The following is a 17213-nucleotide window of genomic DNA, read 5'->3' as shown; positions in this document are numbered from 1 at the left end:
GATAGGCTTTTTTGATGACTTTACATACGACGTAGATTTAGCTTCTTATCAGGTAGATGTGGCCTCGGATCAAGGCAAGGGCTTACTTAACGTGTAATAGCCTTGATCCGAGGCCAGCTTAAGCAGGTTACGTGCATAGCTTCCGGCCCAGGAGTAGCCGTGTCTTCGTTCCTCACTGATCTCCAGAATGTTCATATACTTCATTCCATCCCGATCCGCGTAGAAAGGCACATCTTCATCCACATTGTAGAAACGGTACCAGATCACACTTCCTTCATCCGGTTCAAAATATACGGGTCCTTGCCGGTTATACTTGGTTCCATTCTCTCGCACCGTATCGAACCATCGCAGAGCCCCTTTGGCGGCTTGTTCAATCTCGGGAGTCTGAGGCCTGGACATGAGAAAAGCAGTAATTGCCACCGACTCTGATCCCGACTTGGATGCTAATTCATACGCTCTGCCCGTCACAGGAGCATAGGTCACAGGATCATGCTGCGCACCCCAAACGGTGGGCTGACCATCATTGATAATTTGCGCTTTTAGCGTATATTCAATGCCTTTCTCCAGTGCTTTCTTCAGCTTGCTGCGATCATTGGAGGTCCATATATCGTTGTTAAACTCATTTCTTCGCTCAACAATATCGTCTAACAAAACCATCGTTTGTACCATGGCATTGTCGTTGTAAGTCACCGCGTCAGAGTAATTACTTCGTTTGGGATAAACCTGTGGCCAACCTCCAGATGGATATTGAGAGATCAGGATAAAGTCCACCGCTTTACGAACACTGTTCTTAAAGGCCAGATTACCCGTTTTTTCATACATGTCAGCCAGAAAGCGGATCTCGGAAGTTGTCGCATCATTATCGAAGGTGCCAAGTTCAATTCCATTCGGGTCTTTCCAGCCTGATCGTGCTGTTACACCGTCCCAAGGAGCTGCATATTGTTCTTTCATGTCTTTGTAAAATCCACCGTGCGGCATCTGCCATGAAACGATATTCAGGGCATAGGCCGTATCTTTGGCCAGATCGCCAGTTGCAAAATGATTGATATCCCTGAACTTCTGAAGGAGCGAAGACACATCGGCACCTGCTGGGACTTTGGAGGACAGAACCTCGGTTTTAATTGTAACTGGTGGAGAATCTACAGAAGCAGAAGCGAAGGGGAGCGCTACTCCAGTTGTCATCATGGTGATGGCAAGCGTAACGGGAACCATGCGGAAAGCAACAGACATTGAACGTTTCTTCAAATGAACGCCTCCTGAACAAAGTAAGATTTGTTATTTTATTTACATATAATCCATTTAAAGGATCGTTATTATTGTAAGCGCTTACCAATTTAAAAATCAACCCTGTCATGAAAATTAGTTCATTTATTTTTGTACAAGCAAAACTGAATAGGGAAGAGGGCTTTAACTGAAAGCGTCCATATAGTGATTGCGGAAGCCATTGCATAGCATAAATCAACACGGATCCGGGGACAATGAAATCAATAAAACGAAGGGAAGAAAGGCTTAAATAAAAGGATATAACTGCTTTCGACAAACTTTTTTTGCTCAGCCTATTGCAATGTGAAAAAGATCACATTATAATGAGTGTATAAAGTGAAATAAATCACATACACAGTATCGCTTATGAAGTGAAATATTTCACAACTACAATAACGTTATATTCAAACTCATTTATATATTTCGAGGAGGAACTTTTAATGAAAATCGCAGTTATCGGATGTACACACGCAGGGACCGCAGCCATCGTAAATACCGCCAAATTGTACCCGGATGCTACTATCACGGTGTATGAACGCAATGACAATATCTCCTTCCTATCTTGTGGCATTGCGCTCTACGTAGGCGGGGTCGTGAAAGATCCTGACGGCTTGTTCTATTCTTCGCCTAATCAGTTAGCAGAGCTTGGTGTTGTAACCAAGATGCTTCATGAAGTGACGGCAGTCGATGCCGAGGGTCATACTCTTCAGGCTAAAAACCTGAAAACTGGGGAAGAATTTGAAGAAACGTTTGACAAACTGATCGTGACAACAGGTTCATGGCCTGTTGTTCCGAAGCTGGAAGGCATCGAAATGGATAACATTTTACTTTGCAAAAACTACAATCACTCCAACACGATTATTGAAAAAGCCAAAGACGCCAAACGCGTTACCGTTGTAGGTGCAGGATATATCGGCGTAGAGCTGGTGGAAGCTTTCCAGATGAACGGCAAGGAAGTTACCCTGATCGACAGTGTGGACCGGATTTTGAACAAATACCTGGACCCTGAATTCACGGATGCGATCGAAGATACTCTGACTGGACGCGGCATCAAGCTGGTTCTTGGTCAAACGGTACAGAAGTTTACTGGAGAGAATGGCAAAGTAACTAAAGTAGTCACGTCCAAAGGGGAGTTTGAGACCGATCTGGTTATTCTGTGCATCGGCTTCCGTCCAAATACCGAACTGCTCAAAGGCCAAGTGGATATGCTGCCAAACGGCGCGATCATCGTGGATAAATATATGCAAACCAGTCAAAAAGACGTCTTCGCTGCGGGCGACAGCTGTGCAATTCATTACAACCCGACAGGCAAAGCATCATACATTCCACTGGCGACCAACGCCGTGCGGATGGGTACACTGGTAGCTCGCAACCTGGTTCGTCCTACGACACCGTATATGGGCACACAAGGAACATCGGGTATCAAAATTTATGAGCAAAATATCGCGGGTACAGGGATGACGGAAACGTCTGCTGCTGACGAGGGTCTGATTGTGGAATCCGTCGTACTGGAAGACAGCTACCGTCCGGAGTTCATGCCAACGGCTGAGAAACTGTTGCTTAAAGTGGTATATGAGCAGGCTACTCGTCGAATTGTCGGAGCGCAAGTAATGTCACAGGTTGATCTGACTCAATCGATTAATACGATTTCGGTCTGCATCCAAAACAACATGACCGTAGATGAGCTGGCCTTCATCGACTTCTTCTTCCAGCCACATTACAACAAACCGTGGAACTTCCTGAACACGGCGGGTCTGCAAGCACTGCCTCCGATCGAAGTGAAAGCACCAGCAATGGTGTAAGGAAGCCATAAAATACACAAAGACTGGCGAGTATATCGCCAGTCTTTTTTTTGATATTTGTATGGAGTTACATAATAGCCTGCGTTATATCTCTTACTGTCACAGGCCTTGAATGACGATCTTAATAACAACTTTTATAAATAACATTGTGATAATTTGCACAAAGTTTTGCGTATAGCCGAGATACAATTAGGATATGGCGTTCGACGCGTAACTAAGGAATTTCCAAATGGTTTTATTTCAATGATGTATGAACAATAAAGGAAAGGATGAATGATATGGCAGCAAAAACACCTCTTGAGGTTGCACAATATACGGCGCAAACAGGAATGAAGAAGGCTCAATACCCGGCATCGTCTGTACTGGTACTCAGTTTTTTGGCAGGGGCTTTTATCGCGCTGGGATTTCTACTGGATATTCGGGTGATCGCTTCTGCGCCAGCAGAGTGGGGAAGTCTGGTTAATCTGATTGGAGCAGCGGTGTTCCCGGTTGGGTTGATCATGGTACTCATTGGTGGTGGCGAGTTGCTGACAGGAAATATGATGGCAGTTCCGCTTGCTACGATTGCACGAAAATTATCCGCGGGTAGCATGTTGAAAAATCTAACTTTAGTGACGATTGGTAACTTTGTTGGAGCCTTGTTTGTCGCATACGCATTTGGACATGTGCTTGGTCTGACTGGAGAGGGTGTATATCTGGCTAAAGTCGTGGATATGGCTGGGCATAAGCTGCATGACGGTTTCCTGCAGGCTTTTATCTCCGGAATCGGCTGTAACTGGCTGGTTGCGCTGGCCGTGTGGCTATCTTATGCATCAGATACGATGAGTGGCAAGGTACTGGGCATTTGGTTTCCAACGATGGCATTTGTGGCGATTGGATTTCAGCACGTTGTGGCCAATATGTTCCTCATCCCGGCAGCAATCTTCGAAGGATATTATTCATGGGGACAATATGTAATGAATTTCATTCCGGTATGGCTCGGGAATCTGACTGGTGGTGCTCTGTTTGTAGCTGCAGCATATTGGGTGGTGTACCTGCGTAAGTTGGAGCCGAAAGTGAAGCCAGAGATAGTGACATCAATCGAACCAGTGGAGACTGAGGCTAGAGCGATGTGGAGCAAACAGGCATAGAGGGCACATTTCGTAGCATGTGTACACGTAGGTCGTCCCCAACTGCCAATTAAATTTTTACTATTCAAAATATGAATTCATTGTTGCCCACATTCGATTGTACTCACTTCGTACCGCTGAGAATGCACCGGGCTTTTCAGATTTATTGTTTGAATTTGGCTCAAACGTTAAATATTCATTACGTGATGTGCACTCATAGTTTTTGCTATTTATAAGGAATTCAATTCTATCTTTAAATGGACTGTCTAATAATTTAACCACCATAATGTCTCCAGTACTGGTACTTCTAGCAGGAAAATAAATCAAAAAGTAACCTTGTTCAAATCGGTACTCCATAGCACTTATCTCCATTCGAATATAGATTTTATTACCGGTTAACTAAACCACCAAAAAGTATCTATACATCAATTATACATGATGAAGTTAGTGCATAATATTATTGATTTTATCACCAATTTAAAGAGTTGACGGGTCTCATTTGTGTACGTTTCGGAAGGAAATATAGTTTCAGTATGACGATGATTGGGATTGGATTGCGTTCGATAAAATTATATCGGCGCGTACATGAATCCAGAAATTACTATTACAAATAGGTTCTAAGATAAGGGCATTCCTGGATTGTTGGGAACGCCTTTTTTGTATCCTAGTTGCAACCTAGGTTTGGTTTAAACCAACCTATAAGGGAAGGCTTACGGATCAGGAAGGGCTTCAGCTTCTGCAGGAGGATCGAAGGTGTTGCAGGAGTGTTTATACCAATCAAGGAGACCAGGGCAAGAGATTAAGGCGTTAGGGCTGATGCTACCGGCTCTATGGCGGCAAGAGCGGCCACCTAGGAGCCGGTACGCACCGCTGCGGGGTACTTGGCCCGAGACCTAGAGCGCCTAAGCCGTCCCGGCCAAGGCGCTCTAGGTCCCTGTGCCGCGCTTCACACCCCGCACTGAGCCTTAACAGATATTGAAGACAACCAACGTTCGTTTTTAAGGCGATTTGGATACTTGGCCAGCTCTGCGGCTTGCCTATTTTGTTAAAAACCCGAACATTCCATAGATAACATTGTCTTAATGTCCGATAGAACTATAAGTGATATGGTACAATAAGGAAAAAATAGGAGAGGAAACAGTGATGAAAAAAGATAAAGATACGGGAATGGTACGCCACATAGACGCACTTGGACGTATTGTATTGCCTATTGAACTGAAGCGTAACCTGGGGATCGAGCATGGAGATCCAATTGAATATTTTTTGATGATCCACGCATAATTTTGCGGAAGTATAGAACATGTGAATGTACATTTTTTTCCGCAACGGAGCAACTTACCTACTTTAAAGATTATTTCATTTGCAGTTCATGTATAAAAGAAGCTTTAGGGTCTGCTTTCTGCTACGTAGGGAGAGGAACGAAAAGCTTCTAAAAAGAAGTGGTTCCTTCCATTGAAAAAAACCGACAGAACGTCCTTTTGAATGGAAGCCTACTCGCAGTAAGGATGCAGCGCTTCGGCTTGCTAAGGCTATGAAAGAGTAACCTTCTGCATGACAAAAAAAGGGCTGAGCTGATAGGTGTATCCCAAGGACGAATGAGTCAGTTAATTCAAAAACTGAATGAGACAACCCCCCAAGCGACCGGCATGTTGCTGCTCTCTCCGATCCGGACGAGATTCGCGCAGCTCTTACCCAGGACGTTAGGACATGAACTGAAGACGAGATCCATGCAGAACAATTAGAAAGTATCGCAAGATTTTGAAATATCATTGCGATACTTTTCGTGAACATCCGGGATAGGCCAAGGCATATTAATATGAATCGTATGTTCAACTTCACCCACCGAGCAAATTTCTCGTGCACCTCTGTTATGTTCAACACTTGCGATAAGATAAGCACTTTGCAACCCCGGAATATCTACCCCTAGAATAATTTCCATCAAATGAACGATTTTGATTTTAATTAAATCTTTCTTTTCTTCATGTTCGTACATCCATCACGATGGATTTGCATATTTCCTCTACCATAAATGGTGAAATGATGCCTCGGTCCGAATCGTGAATGAGCCCTTTTCCTGGTTTCTGCGCATTGCAGGCCTTCTTTAGGCTCCTCTGTGCGGGTTTGGTTGCGTATAATCTGCTTCGAGCCATTGGGCAAACTTTGCTGCAAGAACCGGATGCCCGGTACAAACGATGGCAACCGCCGGCTTTACATGACCTCGTCAAGCTGAATAATAAGGAATACATAATCGAGCAAGGACTTGGTGTAAGACAAGCTCTATTTCCCTGTGTCTGAAGGCAGACAAATCACTCCCCCCTACTTATCACACGAATCGCTGCAAGCAAAGAGGAGGGAGATGACAGTCGGAAGGATTTCTAAAATAAAGAATAGCTAAGTGTCACAAATTGAATTTTCCAATTGTTATATAGGTACAAGGAAGGAGGCGATATCAATTGACTTCTGAACATCCAGGCAATATTGACAGTGAGGAAATTGATCAAGTAATTCAGCAAATAAAGAAAGGCGATACTGATAAGTTCAGAGTCATCATTGAGAAGTACCAGAAGAGAGTTTACCTCTATAGTTATTACTTACTGAATGATAAAGAACAAGTAGATGACGCAGTTCAAGATATTTTCATTAAAGTGTATCAACATATTGGTGACTATACTAAAACAGTTTCTTTTTCTGCTTGGATTCACAAGATCGTGTATAACCACTCTATAAATTTAAATAAGAAGAAATTCAGAGATTATCAACTGCTTCTTGATTTTCAATATTTAAACACAGTTTCATCAACTAATGATAACCAGAAAAATTACATTGATGTGTTACTGCAACAGCTAAATTTCAATGAAAAGTACATTTTACTGTTACGGGCTGTAGAGGAGTATTCTTTTGATGAGATGGGCCATGTACTTAACATAACTGCAGCAAATGCTAGAAAAAAATATGAACGTATTCGAAAAAAATTAAATAGACACAGAAATGGAGGTCATGAAGAACATGAAAAAACACTTGGAACCACAAGAGGATGAAGTAATAAATAAAATTCGTGAAATGGATCCAAACAAGGATTTCTCAGATATCATTATGACAAAAATTAAAGAACAAAATATAAAACCTATCACCACTATTGAAAGGAGAAGAAAAGTGAAGAAAAGTGTTATTGCTACAACGGTTGCTGCTAGTTTAGCGCTGGTGATTGCAAGTGGATTTGTGTCACCTACAATGGCTGAATCTTTGCAACAAGTTCCTGGGGTAAAGAGTATCTTTAAGCTAGCAGGAGACTTAGGGTTAAGGGTAGCAGTTAATGAGAATTTAGTTAACTTCCCTAACGTAAGTGCATCAAATGAAAACCTATCTTTGGTAGTACCGGAAATTATATATGATGGGACGAGAGTTTCCTTAAGCTTAGAGCGAAATCCAACAAGTGAATTATCAATCTCAAATAATCCACTAAAAAAAGATATTAAAAATATAAGTTTATTGATTAATGGTGAAGATATTCAATCTTTTGGTCCTGATAATTCAAACGACATTGGAGTATTTCAATATGCCGGTGTTGACAACAATTCAGTTATCCTTGAATTCTCAGATTTACGTAACCAAGAAGGGAAAATACTGCCTAATTCCTTTGATCTGACTTTGAATGTTGATCTTAAAGGAGAAAGCAAGACTTTATCTATTGAAGTCCCTGTTGGGAAAAATGCAACAGACGCTTTTGTGACTAATATTAATGAGACAAAGAAGTCTGAAGATTTCACAATAAAATTTCAGAAAGTTGAAATTACACCAGTAACAACGAATCTATCAACTGTGTTGAGTTTACCAGAAGGAGAGGCGTATGATCCACTTACACTTAGCATAGCCTATGACGTTGTCGATTCAGATGGAAACAGTCTAAAGTTACTTAGTTCTAATGAATGGCATGAAACGAATGGGAACGAGTTGACCTCAGATATTCGATTCCAGCCTTATAATACAATACCAGACAAAATAACAATCAAACCTTACATTATTGAAATTAATGAGAATGGATCATTTAAACAGGATACAAACGGTGAGGTTTTAAAACAGTACCTAACTAATCTTGAGGTAGAAGTTCAAATTAAAAAGTAATTATAAAAGGTCAGTAATTGGGTCACCCCAGTTAACGACCTTGACCTGCCTAACGAATATGCTGTGATGGAGCAGACCGGTATCGTTTTTTATGAAGTACTTGTCGGATTTTAACGCAAAATAAATTCGCCATGACAAGGTTCGGGGGAACGAAACCTGTTCATGGCGAATTTCGGGAGTGGTCCATGATATGGCATAAGGAGGAAGTGGGGAAACACTAGCCTAATGCCTTATTTTTAATTTACCCCTGAAATCTGAAGTTGAATCAAACGACAAAACATTTTTTTGAAAATAATTTAAAGCTGCTATAGCGGTGAATTTCGGGAGAAAACATACTGTTCTCTTTACGTGATAACCTCGAAGAAGATATGATATAGGGATAGCTTTTAAAGAGGGGGAGCCATACGATGATCGATCAGGAGAATGGGGTATTTGCAGCGGTATGCCCGCTCGATTGTCCGGACACTTGTGGTCTGTTGTTACATAAAGAGAACGGTAGAATTGTGAAGGTGGCAGGCAATCCGGACCATCCGATAACGAAGGGTGCCATCTGTAATAAAGTCAGAAATATGACCGAGCGGGTGTATCACCCCGAGCGTCTACAATATCCGATGAAACGTGTAGGAGTCAAAGGCGAAGGTAAGTTCGAACGAATGAGTTGGGATGAAGCGATTCGAGAGATTACGACAAAATTCACTGCATTGTCTGAAACCTATGGCCCCGAGAGCATCCTGCCCTACAGCTTCTACGGCAACATGGGCATTCTTGGTGTAGACGGCATGGACCGACGTTTCTTCAATGCGCTAGGTGCAAGTGTGCTGGAGCAGACGATCTGTAATGCGGCCGGAAATACCGGCTGGAAATATACGATGGGCGCCAACCGGGGAACGGTGCCGGAAGATACGGAGCATGCGGATCTCATCCTGGTATGGGGCGGCAATATTGTGAGTACGAATATGCATCAGGTCGTTTTGGCGGAGAAGGCCCGCAAGAACGGCGCCAAGATCGTCGTAATCGACGTTCATCGCAATCGTACGGCCCAATGGGGCGACTGGTTTATTCCGCTGTACCCAGGCACGGACAGCGCACTGGCGCTGGGATTGATGCATGTGCTGTTCGAACGGGGACTAACTGATGAGGCGTTTATGCAAAAGTATACGGTGGGTCATGAGGCACTGCGTGATCATGTCCGCAGTTACACGCCTGACCGCGTTGCACGCATTACCGGCGTGCCGGAGGAGACGATTGTGGAGCTGGCCGAACTATACGGCAACGCACAGGCAGCCCATATTCACATCGGCAATGGCCTCCAGCACCATGATAATGGGGGTATGAATGTTCGCAGCGTTGCATGTCTGCCTGCCATTACAGGGCAATGGCTGAAGCAAGGCGGCGGTGCCGTTCGGACCAACAGCTACGCGAGCACGAATAGCGACGCGCTGGAACGTCCGGAGCTGCGGCAGAATCCGGAGCCGCGAGTGGTGAACATGAACCGGATTGGTGAAGCGCTGCTGGAAGCGGAGCAGCCAATCCGGGCCATGATGGTCTACTGCAGCAATCCACTGGTGGTGGCACCGGATACCGAGCGGGTAGAGCGAGGTTTTGCAAGGGAGGATCTGTTCACGGTTGTGCATGATCTGTTCATGACGGATACGGCGAAATATGCAGATATCGTATTGCCAGCCACGTCATCATTTGAAGCGACGGACCTGTATACCTCTTATTGGCATCAGTACGTTCATCTGCAAGAACCGGTGATTGCACCGATCGGGGAGAGCAAGAGTAATGTCGAACTGTTTTCCCTGCTTGGACAGGCCATGGGGTATGACCCTGTGATCTTCGGAGAAACGCCGGAACAGATGATTGAGAACGCACTTCAGGGAACGGGCAACCCCTACATGAATGGAGTCACGTTGGAGGGGCTGATGGAACATCGATTCGTGAAGCTGGATATGACGCCACAAGCTGCATTTCTGGAACAGCTGCCCACACCTTCAGGTAAAATCGAATTGTATTCGGAGACGATGGAACAGAGAGGCCTTCCGCCGCTCCCTACCTATAGCGCTCTAATTGAAGGTTATGATGGGGAGAATCCGGCTGGACCTGCCGATACCTATCCATTGATGTTCCTATCGCCGCCAAATCATAATTTCCTGAACTCCACCTTTGGCAATTCAGCCAAACATCAGCGATTGGAAAAGATGCCTTTATTGCAAATGCACCCCGAGGACGCCATCCGTAGAAACGTGGAGGATGGAGATGCAGTGGTCGTATGGAATGATCGCGGGCGCATCGAACTTACCGCCAAGGTGAGTGAGGCCATGCTGCCGGGAACCGTCATCAGCCAAGGCTTATGGTGGGATGGTGACGGCAAGAAGCAGCGAGCGAATTCACTGACTTCCAATCGGTTGTCGGACATGGGTAACGGGGCTACATTCTTCTCGGCCACTGTCGAAGTGAAGCGTCAATGAGTGTGCTTGCAGCATGAATTATTTGAGGTAAGATGAACAAAGGATAGAACTTTAGCAGGATCTAAAGAGCAGTAGATGTAACACTTCCAAAGGCCTTCGTTCTGGCTGGTTATGCCGTCAGGGCAAAGGTTTTTTTGGTGTGTAATATGTTTTTAAGGTACTAAGGAGAATGGATTAGAGATGATGAGATGGCTGGATAACTATCCAAAAGAAGTGAGAATATTTTTGCTGGCAAGTCTGGTTAACGCAACAGGCAGTGCGCTCATGTGGCCGCTAACCACCATGTATGTGTTTGATGAGCTTGGACGGACGATGGCAAACGCCGGTTTTGTAATCCTCATTCAATCCTTGGGAGGCATCTTCGGACAATTGCTTGGAGGTTCGTTGTATCACCGGGTGGGCGTGAAGAAGCTGATCATTGGCTCACTTGCGCTTAATGCATTAGGTTTGTTTGCGCTGCCCTGGATTAGCGCGTATTGGGTCATATTTATATGTGCGATGGGCTGGATTGGCCTGTTCAGTTCATTGTCGCTGCCAGCGATTCAGGCCTTTATTGGCTTCCGGTTTGCGGAGCGACGCGGTGAATTATTCAATATTATCTATGTGGCGAACAATATCGGGGTAGCGATTGGTACGGCGCTGAGTGGTTTTCTGGCTGACTTTTCCTATCACCTCAGCTTTGTACTGAATGGGGTGACCTCAGCCGGATTTGCGATTTTCTTCTGGTATTATCTGTCGCGAGTCGAACCGGATCAGGGGGAAGTGCATCTAACGAAACGCAAAACCGTTCCCGATGGGCCGGGCGTCTGGGCACTGCTGGGCAATACGCGATTATATCTGTTTATGAGCTTGGGCGTGCTGTTTCTGTTATTCGGCAATTCCATCTGGAACACAGGCGTGTCCCCGTATATCATTTCTGAGGGTATGGAAAAAAGAATGTACGGTCTGCTCTGGACCCTGAACGGGGTGCTGATCTTTGTGGGTCAACCTTTTACCAGCTGGGTGAAACGGACCATGGCCCGTACTTCCACTGCCCAGATGACCGCGAGTGCGGTATTCTATGGCATGGCCTACATTGTCATGATTACCATGTACAGCTATCCGGGCATGGTGCTCGCAATGGTACTTGCCACGTTTGGAGAGATGCTGATCTCCCCTGCGACGCCTGCCTTCATATCGGAACATGCAGGCAGGTCAGCACCTTTTTACATCGGAATATCCGGTGGGATCGGTGCAGTTGGACGGGTTATCGGACCCTATGCGATGGGAGTCATGTATGACAAACAGGGACTTATTCCTGTAGCGTGGCTGGCAACAGGCACAGCGGTGATTGCGGTACTTGGTTTTGTACTGCACGCGGTGTTGAACCGTAATCGTGAGGTGAAGGAGTATGGGATGGACGCCTAACAGATCTACTCGGGTTGGATCAGGATGCGAAGGGAGAACGAGTTGAAGTGGACGATAAATCCACTTTAATCTGTCTGCTCATCCGTAAATTATGGTTGACAAAATAATATATTTATGCTATAATTTACATATATAAATATTCCGTTTATAATAAGATTCTCCTGGCCAGGGGAATCTTATTTTTGTTTGTACGGGAGGAATAAGTATGAAGCAAAATGAATCCAGTATCACATCATTGATTTCGACTTTTGGCCGAGCCTATCACAGCCAACATGACACACCCCTCATTTTCGATGATTTTATGGCGAGATTGCTGATCTCTCCTCAAGAATTTTCAGATATCAGCAATAACATGGTTAGAGGCATTCATTTTTTCAACCCGGATATGGCTGACCAGCTCAAGGACGACCCGGAAAAGATTCTAAAATGGATTAACCAGGTACAGTTATCTCCAATAACTCTGGCTCGGGCCGCTTACTGTGAGCATGTACTTTTGCATGAAGTCGCGTTGGGATTGAAGCAGGTAGTCATTCTTGGCGCCGGGATGGATACGTTTGCTTTGAGGCATCCGGAATTGGAGGACACGCTGGATATCATTGAAGTGGATTATCCGGCTACACAGCAATTCAAGAAGGAGCGGCTGAATCAGGCCGAGCTGACTATTCCGGACAATCTTCACTTTGTACCCATGGATTTTACGCGTGAGCTTTTGAATGACAGCTTGACTCTTGAAGGTTTGAAGAAACGGAAGACGTTGGCTAGTCTCTTGGGTGTTTCGTATTATTTGCCCAAAAAGGATCTGTTTAACGTGATTCATCATGTGTTTGCGAACCTGCCAACCGGGAGCTCTATAGTTCTGGATTATGCAGATGAGCACCTTTTTGAGGAAAAAGGAATGTTTAATCGGGTTGAAAATATGGTTAAATTGGCTGCAATGGGTGGTGAGCCGATGCAATCCGGCTACGCATATGTGGAGATGGAGGCCTTGCTTGATGAAGCAGGGCTACTTATTTATGAGCATCTGACTCCGGAGGCGATTCAGGAACAGTTTTTCCAGGATCGAATCGATCATCTAAGGGCATTTGAAACGATACATTTCATTCACGCAGTAAAAAAATAAATCGATTTGGGCATGTATGGTCACCTATATAGCCCCCATATGCATAGCAGCAGCCAACCTTCACCCTATGGCAGGGTGAAGGTCGTTTGGTTTGAACAAAGGACCAGCATAAACCATGATTCGGTAGCCAATAACTTCGCACGTGATACAAATGTTCACAAATTAGACTTGTTATAGTTCAATCCCATGTTATTCAATGTTCTCTCCTCTATTTGTGTATAATGCCCATATAATAGAATGGAACTGGTTAAAGGCAGGAGGATGCATACGATGTACAAGGTTTTGTTGGTCGATGATGAATTTATGATCTCGGACGGGATCTCCAGTGTCGTGAACTGGCCCCGATTAGGAACAGAACTGATCGGTATTGCTCAAGATGGTTTGGAAGCGCTTGCTTCAATTGAGCGGCAACGCCCGGATATTATCATCTCGGACATTCGCATGCCGGGAATGGATGGGTTACAGCTGGTTGAAGCAGTGGCGGAGAAGTATCAGGATATCTCATTCATCATGCTTACGGGTTTCACCGAATTCGAATATGCGAAGACGGCCATGCATTATGGAGTGAAGCACTATCTGCTCAAGCCCTGCAGTGAAGAGCATCTCGTACAGGCTATTAGTGAATTAGTCAGTGAGAAGCGGGAGTTAACCGATCAGGAGCGTTTTGTGCAGTCGATCCAATATAATCTGGAGCGTGTACTGCCGCATGCCAAGGAATATTTTCTGAAGGAACTGGTCACGAACAGAACATACGGGGTCAAGGAATGGAATTATTTCGAGGAATTATTCGATGTACAGTTTCAGGATCAGCGTGTCCGGTTGTTGCTGGTAGAGATTGAGGGGGATCATGAGTATTTGCACTTGTTCGCGGTCAAGAACATTGCCGAGGATATCTTTCACAATCCAATCTTAAGTGCCACGGTTGGGGGGCATGTGCTACTAATCATGGAGGACAAGTTGTCTGAAACGCAGTTGTTCCATAATATCGATGAGATTCGCGCCACATTTACCCGATATTACCATGATGATCTCACGATTGCGCTGAGCGAGCCAGGAGATCTTTCGCAGGCACGCCATTTGTACATGCAGACGCTGGTTTATCTCAATTACCGCTTTTACCTTGGTGAGGGCAGTCTTATTATGGAGCGGGATATTTACTCTCCCGGGGAGCGCAGTCTTCCTGAATTCGAATACGATCCGGAGCGGATGGTTACTGCAATCAAGGCTGGACACTGGCAGGAAGTTGGAACAGAGCTGAACCGGATGTTTCAGCTGCTTGCCAGCTTGCGATACGATATATCCCAAACGAAGTCCTATCTTATTCAGATGTTTATGGAGATGATTCGACTCAGTGGCTCTGTCGAGATGAAAAGGTATATGGACCAGTTGCCAGGCATGATTGAATCCAGCACGCTGCACTCTTTTCAACAGTTTCTGCTTGCCGTCGCCAAAGAAATCACCCTGCGCCGCTACGAACAACACCGCTCCAGACAATCGCAGATGGTAGGTAGTGTGAAACAGCTGGTAGAGAAGCGCTACAGGGACGAAACACTAACACTCCAGTCTATCGCCGGCGAAATATACATGAATCCAGACTACATTGGCAAAATGTTCAAGAAAGAAACCGGTGAGAAGTTCACGAACTATGTGTTAAGCTACCGCCTCCGTAAAGCATTGGAGCTTCTGGAGCAGGACGGGAACTGTACCGTATCCTCGCTTGCCGAACAGACAGGCTTTGGTGCCAACTGGCCGTATTTCAGCAAAATGTTCAAGAAATACACGGGTTTCTCCCCTTCCGAGTATAAAAAAGTACCCTAGGACAGGTTGCTACCGGCTTCTGCATAGCTTACCTGTATTTCCGATCCACATCGATCTACGATCGTGCCCTGTTTGCCATTCATCGGCAGCAGGGTCTTTTTTTGTCGGACAGAACTCGGTTTTGAACATTCATTTAACGGAAATGAGCATGGGAAGAAATGGCGCTCCCTTCTATCATTAGAAGTGTCATGTTAGTGAATCAATACCGAGAGTGGAGGGCGAGTGGATGGAGCTGAATCGAAGCCGGGGGATTGAACCTGGGCGTTTGAAGCCAGCTGGCAAATGGAGTTCGGTGAAAAAGGAACTTGTCCGCAACAGATACGTATATCTGATGCTCGTTCCTGTTGTAGCCTACTATCTGATTTTCAGCTATGGGCCAATGTACGGGCTACTGATGGCATTTCAGGAATCCTACAACCCGATCAAAGGAATCTTGGCAGGCGAATGGGTCGGATTTGACAACTTCACCATGTTTTTTGAAAGTTATTATTTCTGGCGACTGATTAAGAACACACTGATTTTGAGTTTTTACAGTATTGTGTTTGGTTTCCCGGCTCCGATTCTACTAGCACTGCTGCTGAATGAAGTCCGGAAGAAGTGGTTCAGAGGCGCAGTACAGACCATCAGTTATATGCCGCACTTTATTTCGGTTGTCGTCGTGGTTGGAATGTTGAAAACGTTCTCATCTCTGGACGGTGGATTATTTAACGTCATTCGTGACTTTTTCGATCTGCAGCCGATTATGTTTCTGGCGGAAAAAGATATGTTCCGTCCGATGTACATCCTGTCCAACATATGGCAGGGTGCAGGCTGGGCTTCGATTATCTTTTTGGCGGCGCTCAGCGGGATTGATCCACAGCTGTACGAGGCTTCCAAAATCGACGGTGCAGGTCGCTGGAGACAGTTGCTTCATATTACACTGCCAGGCATTATGCCAACGATTGTGATTATGTTAATTCTGCGCATGGGGGCAGTGATGAACGCTGATTTTCAGAAAATATTGCTGATGCAAACGGCACCGACCTATGAGACATCGGATGTCATCTCCACCTTTGTCTATCGATCGGGTATTTTGGAGGGGAACTATACGTATTCAACCGCCATCGGACTATTTAACGGCGTCATTAATTTCGCGCTGCTCATTATCGCGAACGCGATCAGCAGAAAGCTTAACTCAACAAGTCTATGGTAATCGGAAGGTGAAGCGATGAGACAGTCTATAGGGGAACGACTTTTTGATGTATTCAATACACTGCTGCTCTTGGTGATCATGGTTTTATGCTTTTACCCGATGCTGTACGTGTTCAATTCTTCAATCAGCGACCCGGATCAGATGCTGCGTTCCCGTTCGCTGATGCTCATTCCTGAAGGTTTTCAGCTGGGAGCGTACAAGTCGGTATTTCAGGATACTCGCATCTATACGGGATACATGAACACCTTGTTCTATGTTGTGGTGGGTACCGCCATCAATCTGCTCATGACTTCGCTGGCCGCATATGGGCTGTCACGCGGTGATCTGATGGGCAGGAAAACGTTGATGAAATTAATTACGTTCACGATGTTCTTCGGCGGGGGTATGATTCCGACTTTTCTGTTAATTCAGAATCTGGGCATGGTGGATACCCGTTTTGCGCTTATTATTCCGGGTGCCATCAGCACATTCTATTTCCTCATTATGAAAACAAACTTTGAGGGCATTCCGATCAGTCTGATCGAATCGGCGAAGCTCGATGGCGCGAATGACTTTCTGATTTTGTTCCGGATTGTGCTGCCCTTGTCGAAACCGATTCTGGCCGTCATGATGCTGTATTATGCGGTTGACCATTGGAATGATTATGTCGGACCGATGCTCTACCTGCGCAGTCAGGAGCTATATCCGATCCAGATTATTATGCGTGATATTCTGATCAGCAGTAGTACAGAGGCCATGGGTGCGGGCGCCGATACCGGATTCGCCATTGGAGAGAACATCAAATATGCAACCATCATTATCTCCACGCTGCCTATTATGCTGGTATATCCGTTCATCCAACGTTATTTTGTTCAGGGTGCTCTAATCGGCGCTGTGAAACAATAAAAAAGTAATCTATGGAGGCGAATT

At 45.1% G+C, this 17213-nt stretch carries 13 protein-coding genes; 11 read left to right on the top strand and 2 right to left on the bottom strand.

The window, feature by feature from the left end:
* Positions 1–69: 69 nt before the first annotated feature.
* Entirely contained in the window at positions 70–1245 is a 1176-nt protein-coding gene (pelA, locus tag AC4G47_RS28170; protein WP_491103814.1) for a pectate lyase, read from the bottom strand.
* A 458-nt stretch (positions 1246–1703) separates the two neighbouring features.
* On the opposite strand from pelA, the gene AC4G47_RS28165 reads away from it, so the two are divergent.
* From AC4G47_RS28165 to AC4G47_RS28155, 3 genes are all read left to right on the top strand, one after another.
* The gene (locus AC4G47_RS28165) at positions 1704–3065 is read left to right on the top strand and encodes an FAD-dependent oxidoreductase (RefSeq protein WP_491103813.1); all 1362 of its coding nucleotides are present in this window, start codon (positions 1704–1706) and stop codon (positions 3063–3065) included.
* Positions 3066–3343: 278 nt separating this feature from the next.
* A complete protein-coding gene (locus AC4G47_RS28160; protein ID WP_458124388.1) occupies positions 3344–4195 on the top strand; it encodes a formate/nitrite transporter family protein in 852 nt (283 codons plus the stop codon).
* Between the two features lie 1122 nt (positions 4196–5317).
* Entirely contained in the window at positions 5318–5455 is a 138-nt protein-coding gene (locus AC4G47_RS28155; RefSeq protein WP_491103811.1) for an AbrB/MazE/SpoVT family DNA-binding domain-containing protein, read from the top strand.
* 457 nt (positions 5456–5912) lie between these two features.
* Here AC4G47_RS28155 and AC4G47_RS28150 read toward each other — a convergent pair whose 3' ends face one another.
* Complete coding sequence (locus AC4G47_RS28150) at positions 5913–6167, bottom strand: hypothetical protein (protein ID WP_491103810.1); 255 nt, start codon at positions 6165–6167, stop codon at positions 5913–5915.
* Between the two features lie 460 nt (positions 6168–6627).
* On the opposite strand from AC4G47_RS28150, the gene AC4G47_RS28145 reads away from it, so the two are divergent.
* The 8 genes from AC4G47_RS28145 (at position 6628) to AC4G47_RS28110 (ending at position 17189) form a co-directional block, all read left to right on the top strand.
* Entirely contained in the window at positions 6628–7212 is a 585-nt protein-coding gene (locus tag AC4G47_RS28145; protein ID WP_491103809.1) for an RNA polymerase sigma factor, read from the top strand.
* A complete protein-coding gene (locus AC4G47_RS28140) occupies positions 7181–8296 on the top strand; it encodes a DUF4179 domain-containing protein (protein WP_491103808.1) in 1116 nt (371 codons plus the stop codon). Before AC4G47_RS28145 ends, AC4G47_RS28140 begins: the two co-directional genes overlap by 32 nt.
* 407 nt (positions 8297–8703) lie before the next feature.
* A complete protein-coding gene (locus AC4G47_RS28135) occupies positions 8704–10767 on the top strand; it encodes a molybdopterin-containing oxidoreductase family protein (protein WP_491103806.1) in 2064 nt (687 codons plus the stop codon).
* A gap of 183 nt (positions 10768–10950) precedes the next feature.
* The gene (locus AC4G47_RS28130) at positions 10951–12174 is read left to right on the top strand and encodes an MFS transporter (protein ID WP_491106816.1); all 1224 of its coding nucleotides are present in this window, start codon (positions 10951–10953) and stop codon (positions 12172–12174) included.
* 205 nt (positions 12175–12379) lie between these two features.
* Positions 12380–13294, top strand: a complete 915-nt coding sequence (locus AC4G47_RS28125; RefSeq protein WP_491103804.1) for a class I SAM-dependent methyltransferase — start codon at positions 12380–12382, stop codon at positions 13292–13294.
* A 270-nt stretch (positions 13295–13564) separates the two neighbouring features.
* On the top strand, positions 13565–15112 hold the full coding sequence (locus AC4G47_RS28120; RefSeq protein WP_491103803.1) for a response regulator: 1548 nt from the start codon (positions 13565–13567) through the stop codon (positions 15110–15112).
* A gap of 331 nt (positions 15113–15443) precedes the next feature.
* Positions 15444–16304 carry an ABC transporter permease gene (locus AC4G47_RS28115; RefSeq protein WP_235193717.1) on the top strand — a complete coding sequence of 287 codons (861 nt, stop codon included), beginning with the start codon at positions 15444–15446 and terminating at the stop codon, positions 16302–16304.
* 15 nt (positions 16305–16319) lie between these two features.
* A complete protein-coding gene (locus AC4G47_RS28110; RefSeq protein WP_169479833.1) occupies positions 16320–17189 on the top strand; it encodes a carbohydrate ABC transporter permease in 870 nt (289 codons plus the stop codon).
* The last annotated feature ends 24 nt before the right edge of the window (positions 17190–17213 follow it).

This window comes from Paenibacillus sp. Negev47 (assembly GCF_058313655.1).
The sequence above is the reverse complement of the archived record's forward strand: the minus strand, read 5'-3'. Positions and strand labels throughout refer to the sequence as shown.

Coding starts and splice junctions, on each gene's coding strand:
- AC4G47_RS28165 (WP_491103813.1), top strand. CDS start 1,704: ATGAAAATCGCAGTTATCGGATGTACACACGCAGGGACCGCAGCCATC.
- AC4G47_RS28160 (WP_458124388.1), top strand. CDS start 3,344: ATGGCAGCAAAAACACCTCTTGAGGTTGCACAATATACGGCGCAAACA.
- AC4G47_RS28155 (WP_491103811.1), top strand. CDS start 5,318: ATGAAAAAAGATAAAGATACGGGAATGGTACGCCACATAGACGCACTT.
- AC4G47_RS28150 (WP_491103810.1), bottom strand. CDS start 6,167: ATGTACGAACATGAAGAAAAGAAAGATTTAATTAAAATCAAAATCGTT.
- AC4G47_RS28140 (WP_491103808.1), top strand. CDS start 7,181: ATGAAAAAACACTTGGAACCACAAGAGGATGAAGTAATAAATAAAATT.
- AC4G47_RS28135 (WP_491103806.1), top strand. CDS start 8,704: ATGATCGATCAGGAGAATGGGGTATTTGCAGCGGTATGCCCGCTCGAT.
- AC4G47_RS28130 (WP_491106816.1), top strand. CDS start 10,951: ATGAGATGGCTGGATAACTATCCAAAAGAAGTGAGAATATTTTTGCTG.
- AC4G47_RS28125 (WP_491103804.1), top strand. CDS start 12,380: ATGAAGCAAAATGAATCCAGTATCACATCATTGATTTCGACTTTTGGC.
- AC4G47_RS28120 (WP_491103803.1), top strand. CDS start 13,565: ATGTACAAGGTTTTGTTGGTCGATGATGAATTTATGATCTCGGACGGG.
- AC4G47_RS28115 (WP_235193717.1), top strand. CDS start 15,444: ATGCTCGTTCCTGTTGTAGCCTACTATCTGATTTTCAGCTATGGGCCA.
- AC4G47_RS28110 (WP_169479833.1), top strand. CDS start 16,320: ATGAGACAGTCTATAGGGGAACGACTTTTTGATGTATTCAATACACTG.